Source organism: Haliscomenobacter sp., from assembly GCF_041740695.1.
Classification (GTDB): Bacteria; Bacteroidota; Bacteroidia; order Chitinophagales; family Saprospiraceae; genus Haliscomenobacter.
In genome coordinates this window covers 66,236-83,577 of sequence record NZ_JBGSLK010000116.1, presented here as the reverse complement: position 1 = coordinate 83,577, position 17,342 = coordinate 66,236, and the positions used below count along the sequence as shown (strand labels likewise).

Below are 17,342 nucleotides of genomic sequence, written 5' to 3'. Positions count from 1 at the left end.
AGATTGCTTTGTTGTGGGGCAAAAATAAGTGTTCCTTTTTCCTTTTGCCAAAGGATTAGATAAGACACTTGAAATGAACCATTTACTTATCTAATCTTTTGGCAAAAGGAACACTTATTTTTTTATCGCCCCTTTTGGGACGAAGGTATAAAACCTTGGTTACATCATCGGTGGCACAAAATTCGCAACTCTTTCGTAATTGCTTCCAATTGCCGTCAAAATTAACGAGTGCTTAACAGAATTAAGTGTGGAAAGGAGATTTAAGACTGTATTTTCAATATAACTCTAGCCCCACCTTCCGAGGCATTTTCAAATTGCAAGACAATTCCCAATTTTTGGGCAAAATCATGCACCACCTGTAAGCCAAATCCACTGAGGAAAATCTCGTTTTGGGCTTCATTGGAAGCATTGAGAATGTTTGCCGGAAACCCAGGGCCATTGTCGCTTATGCTCAGGTGTTTTTGCCCTGCTACACTCCAGGCCTTCCAGCTGATTTTTCCATTGCTTTGGTTTTTTAGTGCTTTGCTGGCATTGGAACTCAGGTTTTGGAGCACAATCCAGAGGTAGTTGGGATCGGTATGGATCACAAAATCCGTAGGACACTCGAATTCCCACTGCAACTGATCCTGTACCGAAAAAGTAGCCTGTAAGCGCCGAAAAAGCTCAGGAACCGATACATCCTGTAGCTCCACGCTAGCTTGATTCATTTGTTCCTTACTCCAGAGTAGCATGTTTTCGAGGTTCTCTAAGAGCACTTCGGTATTGGTAGTGATCCGATTTTGATTTTGGGTGGCCATCTCGGGGGTCAACAGATCAGGAGCATTTTTTTGCAAATGCAGCAGACTGATCAAATTACTCAACGGATGCCGCAAATCATGGCTCAATACCGCCAGCAACTGTGCTTTTTGCCGATTGGCACGATCCAAGGACTGGTTGAGTTGTTGGAGTTGCTGATTGGATTTACGCCGAATCTGACTCAAACGGTAAAACAAAAAGGCAATCACCAGAAACAAAAGACTTCCCAGCGCAAAAGCCAATTGAATTTTGCGTTGATTGCTGATTGTGAGTTTTTGGATGGCGATTTCAGCGTCTTTTTTTTCGAGGAAAAAATTGCTTTCTGCTTCAGCGAGTTTGTTTTTGTTCTCCTGGGAATAAATTGAATCGTATTGTTCGTGGTATTTATACAAGGCCTGATAAGCAACAGGGTAGTTGCTTTTGGCTGCTTCCAGTTCTGCATTTAGCCCAAGCAAAAAATGTTGATTGCCATGATCCTGGGCCGAATCTGCCCGAGCCTTTGCTAGTTGAAAATATTTCGTGGCTTTTTCCAATGCCAATTTTCGGAAAGCTGTGTTGTGTTTTGCACTATCGAGAAAAGACCAACCAATGTTGCCCAGGTTGGTGATCGACAATTGGTGTGCGGGAAAAGTTTGATCCCAAATGGCCTGCGCTTTGAGTTGGAGTTGAAGCCTTGTACGCAATTGTTTGAGCAGAAGTGCCTGGTTTTGATAAATCTCAGCCATTTTGGTTGGTGTGTCCGAGAAATGCAACAGATCAATGGCTTTTTGATAGTATAGTATGGCTTTAGCTGTATCCCCGGTTAGTTGGAATTTGTTGGCTATACCCGCATGCGTAGAGGCGATACCCAAGGTGTCGCCAATCTCCTGGTATTTGCGGAGCGCTTGACGAGAATAAGATAATGCTTTATCAAAGTGGTTTTGATCAAAATAAACGATTGCGATATTGTCCAAGATAATGGGTAGCAAAGCGTTGGATTTGGACTGCTCAGCAATCCTCAATGCTTTCAAGTAATTTTGTAGCGCTTGGGTGTGTTGGCCTTGCCTTAAGTTAAGCGTACCTAATGAACTATAAGCACTGGCAATATTGATTGAATCCTGATTCTGTTGATGGACTTTCAGTTCTTTGATGATGTAGGGTTTTGCTTTGGCATATTCTGCATTGTCGGTATATATCCTGCCAAATAGACCATTAAAAACACCAATTCCTTTGGACCAACCCATTTTTTTCACCTGCTTCATGCCCAGGTTTGTATAGTAAAGGGCTTTTTCAGGCTGGTTGGTAAACTGTTCTATGATGGCTTTGTACAAACGTGCACGTGCAGTATCGTTTTTTGTTTGAGGCAAAAGCTGGATCAGTGAATCTGCAGTGCTTTGAGCAGGAACGCCCCATGAGCAAGCAAGCAGCAGATACAGCAAGTACAAAAAACGATTGGGCATAAATTATTTTTTTGGCTCAAAAGGAAAGATTCTGCTTGTATTTCCTACCAATGGGCAAGGAAATGCCACGCACCACGATTTCCGAAGCACCAATTTTTTCAATAAAAAACTTCTGAATCGCGTAACTGCGGTGGATGCGGGTGAAATGACCAAATTCGGGCATCGACAACATGCTCCCCAACGTAGACAAAACGCAATGATTCTTCTGAGTTGTCACTATTTTGGTATAATCACCCAAGGCCTCCAGGTACAATACGTCCTTGAAGTTGATGCGTTGCTGTTCGTGGCCTTCTTTGATGAAAAAACTTTCGGATCCGATAAACTGGTCAAATAGCCCTGATTTTTCCTTCAGCAAAAAATGTTCCTGCAAACGCAGCACGCAGCGCTCAAAACGTTCCGATTTTAGCGGTTTGACCAGAAAATCAAAAGCAGCACTTTCATAACTGTCCAATGCATATTCAGGGTGAGCAGTGATGAAAACACAGATCGGCTTAGGGTCGAGGCTTTGCCAAAACTCCAAACCGGATTGTTCGGGCATGTCAATGTCCAAAAAAAGTACTTCAACCTTGTTTGTTAGCAAAAATTGAACTGCCTCAAGACTGGAAGAAAAGGTACCCCGCACATCCAAAAAAGGCACCTTACGTACCATCGATACATTCATCAGCAAGTCTACAGTGTCGTCGTCTACAATGATACAGGTGTGTTTGAGCATGTTTCTCCTTCGTTTTCACTTCTAGAGCTTATTTAAGGTTTTACAAAAGTAGCCATCTGAATTTGGTTCTGGTGTCGTTTACCGATAAAAAAAGTAGTTCATCGAGTAGCACTTGAGAAGGGTGGGACAGGGGCGTAGTTTTGAATTATCATTTAAACAAGCTCTAAAGCTTAAAATCGTCAATGGACTATGAAAAATCGAATTGCCCTTCCGCTTATATTGGCTTTTAGTTTTGTTGTCAGTTCTGCCTTTATGTGCAGCAAAGATGATACGGAGATCGCCCCCGTCACTCCTGAATTCACCTCTTTGATTGGTTATTGGAAGCTAAAAAGCGGAGCTTCCTTCGGCATCAATGAAAAAGGTGAAAAGAAACAAACCGCAACCATGAAAGAAGGTACAGTTGCCTACGAGTTTTTTGCAGATGGTACTTTTATCAGCCATGTATTGGTCGGAACACCTGAATCTGAAAAGGGCAACTGGAAATTGGAGGTCAAAAAACTGGTCAGCAAAGACATTGAAGAGGGCGTTTTAACACTCACCTCAGCTGGCACCAAAGCTAATGCCGGCGAAGTTTGGATAGATCAAGATGGCTCAATGCGGCAGCAAATCTCCAGTCTTGATAAACCGACTGGTGCCACCAAGCCCCGCATTTATCTCGTTTCGAAGCGCATTGAGGTGTATCCGTATAAAGAAGCTTGGGTGGAGACAACTTATGAAAAACAATAGTCTTTTTAAATAAAAACAAATCCACAACCTTAATCCCTAAACATGAAACATATCTTAATGCTTTTGCTTTGCACCATAACCTGGGCGCTACGAGCAAAAAACCTTTACGTTTCCACCACGGGAAATGACAACAACGCTGGAACACTAACTACCCCCTTTAAAACCTTAAGCAAAGCCATTTCCGCTGCTGCTTCTGGGGACATTATTGAACTACGCGGCGGCAAATACACCTCCAACGAAATTCGCATCAACAAAAGCAACCTGACCATTCGCTCTTACGCCAATGAATGGGCCATCATCACTGCCGTAACCAACGTGGAGGACATCAGCTCCTGCCTTTGGTACAACGAACCCGAAACCGACGGCGGCACCCTCGAACGCCTGGAAATTGTCGGTGGTTACTACTATGGCCTCAAATTTGAAAGCAATTGGGATTGGGACAACTCCGTACCTTTTTCCAAACGCCGAGGCACAAGCAACATCACCGTGCGCAACTGCATCATCCACGACACCGGGAGGGATGCCATCAAACTCACCCCGGCTTGCAAGGGCATCAAAATCCTCAACTGCGAAATTTACAACAGTGGCAAAGGCCCCGGTGCTCAATTGGACTTCAACGCCGAAGGCATCGACAACGTCAATGCGCCGGATATGTTGGTAAAAGGTTGCAAAATCCACGACATTGCCACTACGGGCATCTACGCTAAGGGCGGCGCCCGCAATTGCCGCATCGAAGGCAACACCATCACCAATTGTGGGGAAGGGGGGATTTACCTGGGTTTTTACACCGATGCAGAATGGTTTGATTCCCAATCCAATCCCGAATACTACGAAAACATTGATGGCATAATGATCAACAACCTGATCATGAACACCAAGCACGCCGGGATCGGCTTATGGGGGGCCAAAAACGCCCAGATTTACCACAATACGGTAGTCAATACCGGGCAAAGTGAAATGGCCACCCTCTTTTTTAACGTTGGTGACGTCTGGTTGAGTGACACAAAATCTGCCCATCCTGGGAACATCAACGCCAAGATCCAGAACAACCTTTTTGTGCAAACTTCAACCCAAAACCTGCCCATGTTCCGAATTCGGGACAATGCCGGCTCCAAAACCAATGTTATCGACAACAATGTGTATTTCCGCAACGGGGGCAAACCCGTTTTTATCAACGATGCCATCACCTGGGAAGACCTGACGCTGGCCCAGTGGAAAACGCAAAATGGGACGGATCAAAAAAGCCTGGAGGTAGACCCCAAGATTGACGCAAAAGGCCACCTGATCACGGGCAGCCCTTGTATCGGCAAAGCCATCCCCGTTCCGATGATTACCCACGATGTGGATGCGGGTTTGCGCGACAACAGCCCGGACATCGGTGCCGATGAGTTTAACATCGCTTCAAGTGTAAAAACTACACCTGCTAAAACAGGCTTACAACTGCACATCAAACAAAACCCCATCCAGGGTGAAACCCTCTATTTTGCCTTGAATACTGAACAAAAACTCAATGCCAACCTCCATATTCTTTCCACAAATGGCCAGGTACTCAAAAGCAAAAGCATGAGCCTATCCTCTGGTGAAACAGCACAGCAATGGTCAATGGCCGACCTGCCCGCTGGCGCTTATCTGCTTAACATTTATGGTCATAGTGCAATTTTTGTAAAACCTTAAAACACCTAAACTTAACTTCATACTACCATGAGAAATCCAATCTTTCGATTTTGGATAAGCCTATTGCTGTGCTTATCCCTCAACACCTTTCTGGATGCCCAACCTGTTAAAATCCAAACCCAAGTACCCAGAAACACCAACACCATCCTTCAACGGCAACCCATCGCCGACGGAGTTTATTACCTTAAAGTGCTCAACTCTGCAAAACACCTGGGTGTAGCAGGAGTGGATACACGCAATGGAGCAGCACTCATTCAATGGGATTTTGCCAATCAAGCCAATCATAAATTTGAGCTCAAAAACATTGGCAATAATGTATTTACCCTCAAGGCTTTGCATAGCAACCGCTACTTGAATGTGGCCGGACAGTCCCAAGATGACAATGCACCCATCATCCAGTGGGATTACGTCAACCAAGCAAATTTGCATTTTTCGCTTGTGGCTAGTGGCAACGGTTACAGCATTCGTTGTGAACAATCTCAAAAATATTGGCACCTGCAGGGTGGCAATGGACAAAATGCAAATGGGATAGCAGTTGTACAATTTTCAGGTCAAGGCGCTATCTTTTCGCTGGAGTCCGCTAACCAAACTTTTATGGCACCCGTAAGTCCTGCGATAAGTGGCATCATTGAAAAATCTCGCCAGACGGCAGATGGACACACGATCGTCTCAAAATACCGGGTTGCTACGCCGCTTAATTCGACAGGTTCCAAGTTCCCAAAAAAAGGACTTGTTGAAAAAGAAGTATCCAACCAAGGCGGTGGTGGTAATTGCCAAACAACTACTGTAAAAATATCGCTGGAAGATGATTCTTTCATGAGTGCTGATATTGCTGCACAATTGAATGAGATTGTACCAGGTACAATTTTTGATGTGAATGACTATTTGAATGGCTCCTGGAAAAGACAAGAAACTTTTCTTAAGCCCATTACACTTTCGGCCGATGTCGTAAACCTTCAACAAGGGGGCGAGGTGGCTCGAACGGTTTCAAATCCTACCAAACCATTTTTACAACAGGCCGTGGCACAGTTGTTTGGTTCGTTTAGTACTGATCCCAATCAAGCGGCCAACCTTACGACGAGTGTAACCATTCGGGAGGTAAACAATGAGGCTGATTTTCAAATGCAGGTAAGCGCAGGGGCGCACTATTTTGCATATAGCGTGAACAACTTATTCAGCTTTCAAAATAAATCCCGGAAAACCCGGCTTTTAATCGACATCATCAAGCCGATGTTCATCATCGAAGCTCATGCTCCGCAAGGTGGTTTCTTTACCGATCCAGCCCTGAATCAGGCCGGTAATCTGGTCTACCTGAAAAAAGCCGAATATGGCATGCGTATCTTGGCGAGTGTAGAGTCCAATGAGTCGATTGAAACCATCGCCAACCGCTTGGACATAAGTGTAGAAGCCCTTTTTGCCAGCGGTAGCGCTACGCTGGATGTGATGAGCAAAAATGTGGATCAGGATTTGACCATCAAAATGTACGTGGTGGGAGGCCAATCTCGTGATGTGATCCCCGCTTACGACGCCAAAGATCTAAAAACGAAAGTGGAGCGCATGGCTGGATCGCTAACTTACCAAACCTGCAAACCCATCCGTTACATCATTGCCAATACCCGCGACAATTACATTGTAAACTACCACAGTGCCACCGATGAATTTGTAAAGCAAAACTGTGGCGGTGGCATTTCCTTGCGTCAACTGAGCATCGAAGGTGGTCCCGATGGAGGCGATTTAAAAATGTACGGCAAAGTATGGGCGATGGCTTATCAAGCCGATGGTAAGGAAGTACCTGCCTTGAATGGACAAAACATGCTACTCGATTTACCCGGTGGGCAAGGCGTAGACCTGGATAACAAGAACAATCGAATTAGTTCCAATAGTTTGGTTCGTTACGAATTCCCGCCTGGCAGCATAGAAAATAGTTACATTGAAGTTCATTATGCTATTTTTGAGGAAGATGCAAACCCCGATTACGCTTACGGTGACGGAGATGATGACCATTTTACCTTCCGCAACTTCGACCAATCTAAAGGCTGCGAAACTGGCAAAATGAGTCGCCGGGTATGTACCCAGCGCTTTTACCTCAAAAACCTCAATGGAAACCTGGTTCGGGAAGAATTTGCAGAACAGGGGAGTGATGAATCGGTAGTCGTTAGCTTTCAAATCAAGTAATCATGCAAAGAATCACCATCATTGGTATCCTGATTATGGGGCTGTTACAGGGTTTGACGGCGCAGTTACCCGTTTGGGCCACTTTAAATGGAGAAACCCGCCGCGAACTTGACGTTCTGAGTCTGGGGCAAAACCAGCTGGCCGTGATTTCGCAAGACCCCAACTACATGATGAAATGGAAACACTGGAATGGATCAAGTTGGAGCGCCTGGAAAAATATGTTCTGGAGTCTGGCACCCACACTTTGTCCACCCAAAGTAGTAAGTTGGGGACCCAACCGCATGGATGCCTTTGTAGTGGCTTCCGAAGACAGGAAAATGTATCACGCCCATTGGAATGGTGGGGAATGGAGCGATTGGGAAAATCTTGGAGGTAACTTTAGTGGAGATTTTGATGTGGTAAGTTGGGGGGCTGGTCGACTGGATCTCTTTGCTAGAGATTATGTGGGCGGTCTGCAACATTTGTGGTACGATCAAAAGTGGGGTCAATGGACAACCATTCACTCGGGAAAGCTTCGTGAAAAGCAGAGTGTCACGGCAGTTTGTTGGGGACCCAACCGCATCGATGTGTTTACCGTAAAAACAGATGCAACCATCCAACACTTTTGGTACGACCAAAAATGGCAAAGCGCCGAATTTCTGCCCGGCACAGTGGCTGGTGATCTGACTGCGGTTAGTTTTGCCCCCAATCACCTCGATATTTTTGGCGAAGGCCACGACGGGGCAGTTTGGCACCAGTACTGGGATGGGAATCGCTGGAGTGATTGGCACTCCCTGGGTGGGAAGCTTGCCAATCGCGCTGAGATTGAAGCCGTTGCGTGGGGTGGGAACCGACTAGATTTGTTTGTCAAAGGAGCAGATGCGGGATTGTACCATGCCTACTGGGCTGGAGGCAACACCTGGAGTGGATTTGAAAACCTGGGTGGAAAAATGCTCAATGGCCCGGCAGTTTGTTCCTATGGTCCGAATCGCCTGGATATTTTTGCGGCAGGAACCGACCAGGCAATCTGGCACCTGCCCTGGAATGGACAACAATGGGGATACCGATAAATAACTCAATCAAATATGAGTACTCAAAAAAACCGTGGCCGTTGCCTCCTGCTTTTTCTTGGACTCGCTCTACTCAGTTGGGGCCTATACGAATGCCAATACCAATACAGCTATTGGCGCGACTACCAAACCCGCCCCTGGGCCTACAGCAAAGACAAAAATGCCAAATTGCTGGTGGGAGAGTGGCAGGGCAGCTACACTGACCCCGACGGAATCGCCAAATCCATCAGTTTGGAAATTTTTGAACCCTTATCCGACAAGGAGCGCCGTAAACAAGCCAATCGCAGTAGCCGCAGGCGCACCCGCGGAGGCCTGGGCTCCCGCAAAGACAAACGCCTATTTGAAGGCGTAGCCAGCGTAACCAGTCGTTTAGGCCAAGAGGATTATGTCCTATCTGGCTCCGTCGGTGAGGATGATTTCCACCAGTTGAAACTACAATTCGGCGCAGCCGACGAAGCCAAACGCCTGCAACCCAACTTCGCCCTCAACCTCAGTGAATCCGGGCAGTGGGCCGAAGATGCCATGACTTTGCGGATGGGTTTCTCCTATTTCAAAGCGGATGGCTCCAGTTTTTCGAGCAGCGCTGACCCACGTTTTGACCATATTGCAACCCTAACTTTGAAGCGAAAGTAGTGACATACTTTGATACCAATAACTTACAACATAATCCCCTTAGGTGCCCCTTAAGTGTCTTAGGTGGTGAAAAAGAAAAAAGCCCTGCGTAGCAGGGTAAATATTCACCACCTAAGAAACCTAAGACACTTAAGGGGCACCTAAGACTCGATAGTATTAGGCCATAACCCTCAAAAACGCATCAATTCTCTTCGCAACTCCGTGGCCAAACCCGCATACACCAGCAATTTAAACTCCTGCCCACTCATATTCATGACGTTAGTATATTGCGTACGCAGGTCGGTCAGGGTGCGATTACCATCGTACAAGCGGATGACCTGCCAGGTATTGATTTTTTCGGCCACGGGTTTGATATGCACTCGGATGGGAAGTGGATTTTGATGCGCGAGGTAAAACAAATGAATACCCGCTTCACTTTGTAGCAATGGCGCAATCCCATAATCCTCAGCTACAATCAGCTGTTCTTCAGGGTAATAATCAAACTCAACATTCAAGTGCTCGAGTAAATCCTGATAGCGGTCGGCCAGGTATTCCATTTCGCGTTGCCCTTGCCCAGCTACCAGCGACTCCATTTTGATCTCCACCTTATCCAGTTCACCGCGCAAAAAGGCCCGCCCCGCCAGGCGCAGCAGCCCAACATTGAGGTAATGATCCACAAATTCGGTATCCATGGCGTCATACACCCCATTGGCAAATTGGTAAGTTTCACTCACCTCCTTCAAAGCCGCATCGTGGAACAAACGCGCTTTCACATCCTCCAGCGATTCAGGATTGCGCGAATTGCTGCGATCCCGGAACAGTTCGGATTGTTTCAGACGCAGTGGAGTGGGTAAATTGCGTACAAAGTTGTTGTTGTTGAACGCAATCATGAACGTGGCAATGTTCTCTTTCATCTCATCCAGGCGGGTGATGAAATGGTAATAATGCCAGTCCTCCTGAAGGCTGCGTCCATCGTAATAATCAGGGCCAGTGTTGCGGTTGCTGACTTGTTCGTTCAACTCATCGACCAGATTGAGCAGGCGGCGGTAAAAAGCACCTCCACTATCAGGTTTTGGTGGTTTGGGGAAATAAGTTTCGCCGCTCGCCGTAGCAAATTCCAGTGGGAAAATGTTTGGAATCAAGCGGTCCTCATTCAGGTGAATGTCCAGAATGATCGGGCCTGGGGTGCGGATTTTCAACAACTGATCAGCGGATAAGCTGGTCAAATCCCGCTCAATCTGCCGCCGCAGCGCCCTGCCACCCATTTCTGGATCATAACCCCGGTTGGCTACCCATTCCAGGGCTTCTTTTTGGATGTTCAAAATGGTGGTACGGCGTACAAACCCATCGCGTTGCAACAATTCCTTGATTTGCAAACGGGCGATGCCCAGGATATGCTCCCGTTCCAGGGGCCTGAAGATGACGATTTGTTCAATTCGGTTGACAAACTCAGGGCGGAATTGTTTTTCCAACGCGCTCCGGTACACCTGAGCTTGTCCCTGATGTTGTGGATCATTGGTCAACGAAATGCGGAAGCGGTTGTCATCGGCCCCCACATTGGAAGTCATGATGATGATGCAGTTGGTAAAATCTACGGTGCGCCCGAGCCGATCGGTCAAACGACCATCGTCCAGCAATTGCAAAAAGAGGTCGTGGACCTTCGGGTGCGCTTTTTCAATCTCATCCAACAACAATACACTGAAGGGCCGATAGCGAATTTTACCCGTCAATTGCCCTTCTGGATTGTATTCGTCCCCAATGAGCCGATCAATGGCGTAGGGATCGAGGTATTCGTTCATGTCAAAACGCACCAGCGCTTCTTCCGTGCCAGTCAGGTAGCGGGTCAGAATTTTCGCGGCATGCGTTTTACCTACTCCGGTTGGCCCGATGAACATGAGCGAACTGATCGGCCTGCGGGGATTGTTCAATTTGGCTTTATACAGCTGAATCACGTTGTTCAGGGCCATGGCAGCCTCTTGTTGGCCGATCAACTCCCGTTGCAAGCCATTGAGCACTTCGTTTTTTTCAAACCAATGCCCTGAACTAAAAATTTCCTCCCTCAGTCCGCTGACCATCCCAAACTCTTCCCGCACATTTTGAGCATCAACGTAACCGTAGCGGTGTTTGATTGCCATTTGCCGCAGGAGGCGGATGACCGCGCCCGGCAGCGCCTTATTGGACTGAAAAATTCGGTGTACGTACATCAACTGGCTGAGGGCCGAGATGGAAATGCGCAGACCGTTTTCCTGTTCCAGAATTTTTCGTTGCTCCAAAATGATCTTCAACGCCGTCGAAGGATCCGGCTCATACACTCGGATGACCTGAAACAAATCGCTAAAAGCCCGGTCTTTTTCCTGAATCAATTGCCATTCCTGGGGCGTGGCAATGAGGATACTTTGCAAGCTGCGTTTTTCCAGATAGGGCTTGAGCACATCGCTTAAAGTCATGGAGTTTTGCCCCGATTTGCCAATGCGCAGGAGTGCCACGGGGTTGTCGATCAATAATTTATGCCCCGGATTGGGTTTGATTAGGTATTGAATGATGGCTTCGGTGCGTTTTTGCCATTGCCCCACGACCGACATGCCGCTGATGATGCGGTTGGGATCCAGGTTCCACACGCTGACAGGCAACTCTTTTTCATCATCAGAACGTTGGGATAAATAGCGGTGCACTGCATTGGAAATCAAATTGTGCCTGCCGACCCCTTCTTCACCTACCAATACAAAGGGGATGGGGTCGCGTTGGTACATCAAGTCGTGCACTTCTGCAGCCAGCTCGTCGCGGAAAAAACTTTGTTGTAAGGCGTGGGGGAAACTTTCATTGAGGTCGTTGCCCGTTTTGGCAGCTTCCTCCGCGCCATCAAATTCAGTTTCCTGGAAAAAGCGGAAAAAAGGATTGGTATCCTGAACGTCTTCAAAACGATTGGGGCCAGCTTTCAGGTCTAGTTTGACCGAGACATCCACTAAATAATCGCGCCGATTGGCATAATATTCCTCGGGCTGGAACTCTCCCCCCTGGTATTCACGTTCTTTCTGCAACAACTTTTTGATCACTTTTTCCAACTCCACGTCACTAATTGGTGTTTCTTCTGTAGCCAAGAGTTGCATGGTGTTGTTAAAAGCAGGCAAATACAAGATGGGCAAGTCGTTTACAGTGAATTGTAGCACCAAAAACAATCCATCAACCTGGTGTTTGCCAAAAGAAAATTGAACCTTGCGTTTTTGAAACGAGGGTTTGGGTTGGAAAATCAACCAAAGGGTTTGATCCAACGTATTGCGGCTAATTGGGTAAGCAGATAGATGGTGCCTTACTTCCTTCCGAAAACCCGCCACCGCCTCCTGATACCGACGATGAATGGAGATCGGACCGGGCCAAAACAGCGGTCTTAGGCTAAAATAGGGCCTTCCATCTACTTGAATGTGTTGGACTAAGGTGGGTACTTTGAATTCTTGCTGGGACATTAGATGACTTTGTAGTGGGGCAAAATTTTTTTTGTCGCCCCTTTGATGCAAGAAAGTTAAAAACTTTGTACAAAAAGCAGCATATTAGCAGAGCGAAAACAAAAAATTAAACAAATCTTGTGTTCTGTGTGTGCATAAACCCAGAGTGATGTTATGACGGAAGAATTTGCAAAACCAGGATTTAAGCGGCATAAATTCAAAGAATTGAAGGTTTATGCCTCGACGGAGTGGCTGGCTGATAATAAAAAGAAGTATCGGCAGGTGTTTGATCGTTTGGAAACTACTTACATCTACGCAGAACTCTCTTTTTACAACAAGTACTTCGACATCGAAGATTGGGAAATCGACGTGGAGTTGAAGTGTTATTCCCTAAAAAAAGGCCGGAAAGAGATTTGTGATTTGCCCTTGCGCAAAAAAGTGAGCAAATACGACAATGTCGTTTACATCCGCGAAGGCTGGGGCAACAAAACCGAAGGTTCTTTTTGGAAAAACGGTACGTATTATTGGGAGGCCTGGATCGAAGGGGAAAAGGTAGGTACCAAATACTTTTACATCGAAGACGCTGGCCAAGACTTTTTGCGCGGTGAAAATCCCTACCTCGCCGTAAACTCCCTGCGCTTGTACGAGGGGCCTTACGACGATGTTCCAGAGCTGGATCGGGTGTATTACAAATCCTTCAGCGGCGAAGAAACCCGCTACATCTACATCGAAGTAGTGCTGCAAAACCAACACATTTCCAAAGCCTGGCAATGTGAGTTGTTCGCCAAATTCTACAACGATGCCCGGGAGTTGAAGGGGCAAGTGGTGCGTTTGCACCGGGTGGAAAAAAAGGACGAGTTCATCAAAATTACCACCGGCTGGGGCTCCAATGTCAAGGGTTCCTGGCGCAAAGATCGCTATACGGCCGAGTTGGTCTTTATGGATCGGCTCATTGCGGTGATTCCTTTTGAGATTGACGAAGATTTTGTCGAGGGCATCTCGCCAGTTTGGTTGCCCGATCGGGGTCAACAAATTGTGCCTAGCATCCAACCCGATGACCGCCAGAGTTTTGACGACGCCATGGCCCAGTTTGACAACCTGATTGGCCTCACCGACATCAAGCAACAAGTCCGCAATCACGCGGATTACATCAAGTTCCTGCAATTGCGCAAAGAAAGGGGCTTTGATGAAAAAGAAAACGTCAACGTCCATTCGGTTTTCATTGGTAATCCTGGCACAGGCAAAACCACCGTGGCGGGCATGATGGGCCTGTTGTACCGCAAAATGGGCTTGCTCAGCAAGGGCCATGTTCATGAGGTAGATCGGGTAGATCTGGTGGGTGAGTACATCGGCCAAACTGCACCCAAAGTTAAAGAAGCCATCGAAAAAGCCCGGGGCGGCGTCCTGTTCATTGACGAAGCTTATGCCCTGGCGCGTTCCAGCGACGATACCAAAGATTTTGGCCGGGAAGTGATTGAAATCCTGGTGCGGGAAATGTCCAATGGTGCTGGTGATCTGGCCATCATCGTGGCGGGTTACCCCAAGGAAATGAAGCAGTTCCTGGATTCCAACCCCGGCCTGAAATCGCGTTTCCAGTTCAATTTTGAATTTGCGGATTACCTGCCGCAGGAGCTTTCCCAAATTGCCCGTTTTGTGTGCAAACAGAAAGGGGTCAAACTGGGCGAGGAGGCCGAAAAAAAGGTAGACGAAGTCATCATCGACGCCTACCGCAAACGCGACCGCACCTTCGGCAACGCTCGTTTTGTGAACGACCTGATCGAAAAAGCCAAAATCAACCTGGGCTTGCGGATCATGCGCAATGAAGACCCGCGTCTGTTGTCGCGAGAAAACCTGGAATTGCTCGAATTGGCCGATATCGCCGCTATTGACCTGAAAGCCCGTCGGCCATTGCCCAATATCCCCATCGATGAAGTACTGCTGCGCGAGTCGATCGACGAGCTGAATCGCCTGATTGGTATGGACAAAATCAAGGCGCAAATCCAGGAAATGGTGCGTTTGGTGCGTTTTTACCGGGAAACGGGCAAAGATGTGTTGAACAGCTTTTTCCTACATACCGTCTTGATTGGCAACCCCGGCACGGGTAAAACCACCGTCGCCCGCATTTTGACCAAAATCTACAAATCTCTGGGCATGTTGGAGCGGGGCCACATGGTGGAAACCGACCGCCAGGGACTGGTAGCGGGCTATGTGGGGCAAACAGCGATCAAAACCAACGAAAAAATCGAAGAAGCGCAAGGTGGTGTCCTCTTCATCGACGAAGCTTACGCGTTGACGGCCAAAACGGGCGGCGCACACGGCGACTTCGGCGACGAAGCGATCCAAACCTTGTTGAAACGCATGGAAGACCTGCGGGGCCATTTCTTCGTCTTTGTGGCGGGTTACACCGACAACATGGAGACCTTCCTCAAGGCCAACCCGGGCTTGAACAGCCGCTTCGACAAAATGCTGCGCTTTGATGACTACCTGCCGCAGGAGCTCCTGGAAATTGCCATGTTCATGCTCGACCAAAGTGGGCTGATACCGACGCCGGAAGCAGAGGAATACCTGAAGAGCTACCTCACCTTCATTTACGATTGTCGGGACAAATACTTCGGCAACGCCCGCACGGTGCGCAACATTGTGAATGAGGCGATTAAAAATCAAAACCTGCGCCTGGCGGCTTTGTCACTCGAAGACCGCCAAAATGTGCCGAATAACTTGCTGACCTTGGATGATTTGGAGACTTTCAAGTTGGACAAGAGTACGTTTGCGTTTAATCGGCAGACGATAGGGTTTAAAGCCAGAGGCTAAAAAACCCTGAGGTGTCCCTTAAGTGTCTTAGGTTTCTAAGGTGGTGAGAAGAAAAGGCCTGCTGCGCAGGTAGGGTATTTTTTCACCACCTAAGAAACCTAAGACACCTGAGGGGCACCTAAGTCGGGTTAAGTTTTTAGATTCGTACCAACGCGAAGGCAAGTCGCACCCCAAATTTTCCAAAGCGGCATTTTTTTTCACAAAGGACACCAAGTCAGCACAAAGGGCACAAAGTTAGACGTTGACGGCCACGCTGGTACAAGTCTCCAGACTTGTACCCGTATCTGCGCGTCTCCAGACGCAGGAGTATGCAATATTTCTCAACTTTTCCTGGAATTTATTATTTGAAGCAATGGCTTGATTGCTGTGCGTTGAGGCACGTCAGAGGCGTGTGGATATTGGTACAAGTCTGGAGACTTGTACCAGCACGAAGGTACTTGTACTAGCAGAAAAACGCTACTTCCGCAGTTCGAATTCATCTACTAGGCGGAAGCAGAAATGGCTATTTGATCTGTACTGAAATTCCCATACAGATGCAGGATAAGCAGACTGGACAGCAGAAGCCTCGCTACCAGCATCCATCCATAGATAAGACTGGTATTCCGGGAATTTGTCGGCTGTATTGGCAAGACGGAAACCTATATTATTGTTGCGGTTATCGGGATTGTTGTTGTTGCGATTCGCAACCCGCGCGTTGATCGCGTTGTTGTTCCACGATCCGCCACGGTTAACACGGTTGGAGCCTTATGCCTGCTTAACCTCTATTTTAGTGTGTAGTTGATGCCAATTTCGAACGCAAACCAAAAGTGTCTCCAAACGAAAGGCAAGCCCAATAGCTGTTTAAAGAGGCGAGATAGCTCTCCTCATTGATTTCACCCTGCTTCCATTCCAACTCACGCATGGTCATTCTGCGGAGCATCCGTACGAGGTTTGGCCTGGCCAATCGGATCATTTGAGAGTAAATTCTTTTGCCTAAAAAAGTGAGCCCATTGCTCGCTTGATTGACAAAAGTAGCCGAGGGTTTGAGCCGCAATTCCAAATCACTGGCCAGGAATTGCTGGATTGCGTGCAATTGTGTTTTTAGCACCTGTTTATTGGGGGCAAAAAGCACAAAATCATCCATGTAGCGAATGTAGTGCTTGACCTTTAGTTCCTTTTTTACGAAGGAATCCAGTTCGTTGAGGTAATTTAGGATCGTAAATCTGGATGTATCGGTAAGGCTGGGGCGCATAGGTCAAACTTTGCAATTCTTCCTGTAGCTGCAACAATTCCGCTTCCAGATTGACAAAGAAAAAGCTGTTCTCCTGATTGCGGCGACTACCCTTTCTGGCTTTGTAATAAGCCTGGAGCAGATTGGGGAAAGCGACAAACTGCTCGAATAAATTCCCGATCCTTTTCATGCTGCTTGCTGATTTTTGATCCAACCACCACACATTTTCCCGGCTTCATTGATCTCGCGCGAAATGTACTCGTATTGGGGGAGGGTGAAATAATGGCGGTCTTTGCAGAGCCGACAATACAAACGCAGCTTTTCCAATTGCAGGTTGATCGATAACAATTTGGGTGATTTTTCCTTGGCGTAGATGGCTTCCAGCAAGAGTTCCGCTATATCGGTGGCCATGGTGACCATTCGGCCACTGATGGTGAAGCGGAGGTGTTTGGGCATTCGATCACAACGATCCAGCAACCAGTTCATCGTTTTGTACCAGTGCTCGTACAATGGATAATAATTGGGTGTAGGCATACCACTTATTGTTGTAAAGGTTGTTTATTAGACTTGATGTGATTTGATTATCAATGAGCTATAAACTTAGAGGTAACGACCAGCGGCAGAGCCGCCAAAACGTCTGTAGCATTTAGACCAAGCAAGGCTGTCAAGGTGCAGAGCACCGGAACAAAAGGCAACAGT

At 47.3% G+C, this 17,342-nt stretch carries 12 protein-coding genes and 1 pseudogene; 6 read left to right on the top strand and 7 right to left on the bottom strand.

Annotated elements, in window-relative coordinates:
• Positions 1–260: 260 nt before the first annotated feature.
• Both ACEW9O_RS24190 and ACEW9O_RS24185 read right to left on the bottom strand, forming a co-directional pair.
• Positions 261–2,234 carry a tetratricopeptide repeat protein gene (locus ACEW9O_RS24190; RefSeq protein ID WP_373552796.1) on the bottom strand — a complete coding sequence of 658 codons (1,974 nt, stop codon included), beginning with the start codon at positions 2,232–2,234 and terminating at the stop codon, positions 261–263.
• Between the two features lie 16 nt (positions 2,235–2,250).
• Entirely contained in the window at positions 2,251–2,946 is a 696-nt protein-coding gene (locus ACEW9O_RS24185; RefSeq protein WP_373552795.1) for a LytR/AlgR family response regulator transcription factor, read from the bottom strand.
• 189 nt (positions 2,947–3,135) lie between these two features.
• Between ACEW9O_RS24185 and ACEW9O_RS24180 the strand changes: the two genes are divergently transcribed.
• The 5 genes from ACEW9O_RS24180 to ACEW9O_RS24160 are packed head-to-tail and all read left to right on the top strand — an operon-like array spanning position 3,136 to position 9,203.
• Entirely contained in the window at positions 3,136–3,672 is a 537-nt protein-coding gene (locus ACEW9O_RS24180) for a hypothetical protein (protein WP_373552794.1), read from the top strand.
• A 42-nt stretch (positions 3,673–3,714) separates the two neighbouring features.
• Complete coding sequence (locus tag ACEW9O_RS24175) at positions 3,715–5,346, top strand: right-handed parallel beta-helix repeat-containing protein (protein WP_373552793.1); 1,632 nt, start codon at positions 3,715–3,717, stop codon at positions 5,344–5,346.
• Positions 5,347–5,373: 27 nt separating this feature from the next.
• Positions 5,374–7,521 (top strand): RICIN domain-containing protein, encoded by a 2,148-nt coding sequence (locus ACEW9O_RS24170; RefSeq protein WP_373552792.1) that lies wholly within the window; start codon positions 5,374–5,376, stop codon positions 7,519–7,521.
• A 2-nt stretch (positions 7,522–7,523) separates the two neighbouring features.
• Complete coding sequence (locus ACEW9O_RS24165; RefSeq protein WP_373552791.1) at positions 7,524–8,570, top strand: carbohydrate-binding protein; 1,047 nt, start codon at positions 7,524–7,526, stop codon at positions 8,568–8,570.
• A gap of 15 nt (positions 8,571–8,585) precedes the next feature.
• The gene (locus tag ACEW9O_RS24160; protein ID WP_373552790.1) at positions 8,586–9,203 is read left to right on the top strand and encodes a hypothetical protein; all 618 of its coding nucleotides are present in this window, start codon (positions 8,586–8,588) and stop codon (positions 9,201–9,203) included.
• Between the two features lie 170 nt (positions 9,204–9,373).
• Here the strand turns inward: ACEW9O_RS24160 and ACEW9O_RS24155 are convergent, their stop codons facing one another.
• On the bottom strand, positions 9,374–12,643 hold the full coding sequence (locus ACEW9O_RS24155) for an AAA family ATPase (RefSeq protein ID WP_373552789.1): 3,270 nt from the start codon (positions 12,641–12,643) through the stop codon (positions 9,374–9,376).
• A 153-nt stretch (positions 12,644–12,796) separates the two neighbouring features.
• Here ACEW9O_RS24155 and ACEW9O_RS24150 point away from each other — a divergent pair, with 153 nt between their 5' ends.
• Positions 12,797–15,433 (top strand): AAA family ATPase, encoded by a 2,637-nt coding sequence (locus tag ACEW9O_RS24150; protein ID WP_373552788.1) that lies wholly within the window; start codon positions 12,797–12,799, stop codon positions 15,431–15,433.
• A 456-nt stretch (positions 15,434–15,889) separates the two neighbouring features.
• On the opposite strand, the pseudogene ACEW9O_RS24145 reads toward ACEW9O_RS24150, so the two are convergent.
• The 4 genes and pseudogenes from ACEW9O_RS24145 to avd form a co-directional block, all read right to left on the bottom strand.
• Positions 15,890–16,162: pseudogene (locus tag ACEW9O_RS24145) on the bottom strand (hypothetical protein); the annotation flags it as partial.
• A gap of 37 nt (positions 16,163–16,199) precedes the next feature.
• Complete coding sequence (locus tag ACEW9O_RS24140) at positions 16,200–16,556, bottom strand: hypothetical protein (RefSeq protein WP_373552787.1); 357 nt, start codon at positions 16,554–16,556, stop codon at positions 16,200–16,202.
• Positions 16,549–16,833: a hypothetical protein gene (locus tag ACEW9O_RS24135; protein ID WP_373552786.1), complete on the bottom strand. Its 285-nt coding sequence runs from the start codon at positions 16,831–16,833 to the stop codon at positions 16,549–16,551. The genes ACEW9O_RS24140 and ACEW9O_RS24135 overlap by 8 nt, the downstream gene beginning before the upstream one ends.
• Positions 16,830–17,177 carry a diversity-generating retroelement protein Avd gene (gene avd / locus ACEW9O_RS24130; RefSeq protein WP_373552785.1) on the bottom strand — a complete coding sequence of 116 codons (348 nt, stop codon included), beginning with the start codon at positions 17,175–17,177 and terminating at the stop codon, positions 16,830–16,832. Before avd ends, ACEW9O_RS24135 begins: the two co-directional genes overlap by 4 nt.
• Between the last annotated feature and the right edge of the window lie 165 nt (positions 17,178–17,342).

Excerpts from the sequence above, each read along its gene's own strand:
- ACEW9O_RS24190 (WP_373552796.1), bottom strand. The coding sequence starts at position 2,234 with ATGCCCAATCGTTTTTTGTACTTGCTGTATCTGCTGCTTGCTTGCTCA.
- ACEW9O_RS24185 (WP_373552795.1), bottom strand. The coding sequence starts at position 2,946 with ATGCTCAAACACACCTGTATCATTGTAGACGACGACACTGTAGACTTG.
- ACEW9O_RS24180 (WP_373552794.1), top strand. The coding sequence starts at position 3,136 with ATGAAAAATCGAATTGCCCTTCCGCTTATATTGGCTTTTAGTTTTGTT.
- ACEW9O_RS24175 (WP_373552793.1), top strand. The coding sequence starts at position 3,715 with ATGAAACATATCTTAATGCTTTTGCTTTGCACCATAACCTGGGCGCTA.
- ACEW9O_RS24170 (WP_373552792.1), top strand. The coding sequence starts at position 5,374 with ATGAGAAATCCAATCTTTCGATTTTGGATAAGCCTATTGCTGTGCTTA.
- ACEW9O_RS24165 (WP_373552791.1), top strand. The coding sequence starts at position 7,524 with ATGCAAAGAATCACCATCATTGGTATCCTGATTATGGGGCTGTTACAG.
- ACEW9O_RS24160 (WP_373552790.1), top strand. The coding sequence starts at position 8,586 with ATGAGTACTCAAAAAAACCGTGGCCGTTGCCTCCTGCTTTTTCTTGGA.
- ACEW9O_RS24155 (WP_373552789.1), bottom strand. The coding sequence starts at position 12,643 with ATGTCCCAGCAAGAATTCAAAGTACCCACCTTAGTCCAACACATTCAA.
- ACEW9O_RS24150 (WP_373552788.1), top strand. The coding sequence starts at position 12,797 with ATGACGGAAGAATTTGCAAAACCAGGATTTAAGCGGCATAAATTCAAA.
- ACEW9O_RS24140 (WP_373552787.1), bottom strand. The coding sequence starts at position 16,556 with ATGGATGATTTTGTGCTTTTTGCCCCCAATAAACAGGTGCTAAAAACA.
- ACEW9O_RS24135 (WP_373552786.1), bottom strand. The coding sequence starts at position 16,833 with ATGAAAAGGATCGGGAATTTATTCGAGCAGTTTGTCGCTTTCCCCAAT.
- avd (WP_373552785.1), bottom strand. The coding sequence starts at position 17,177 with ATGCCTACACCCAATTATTATCCATTGTACGAGCACTGGTACAAAACG.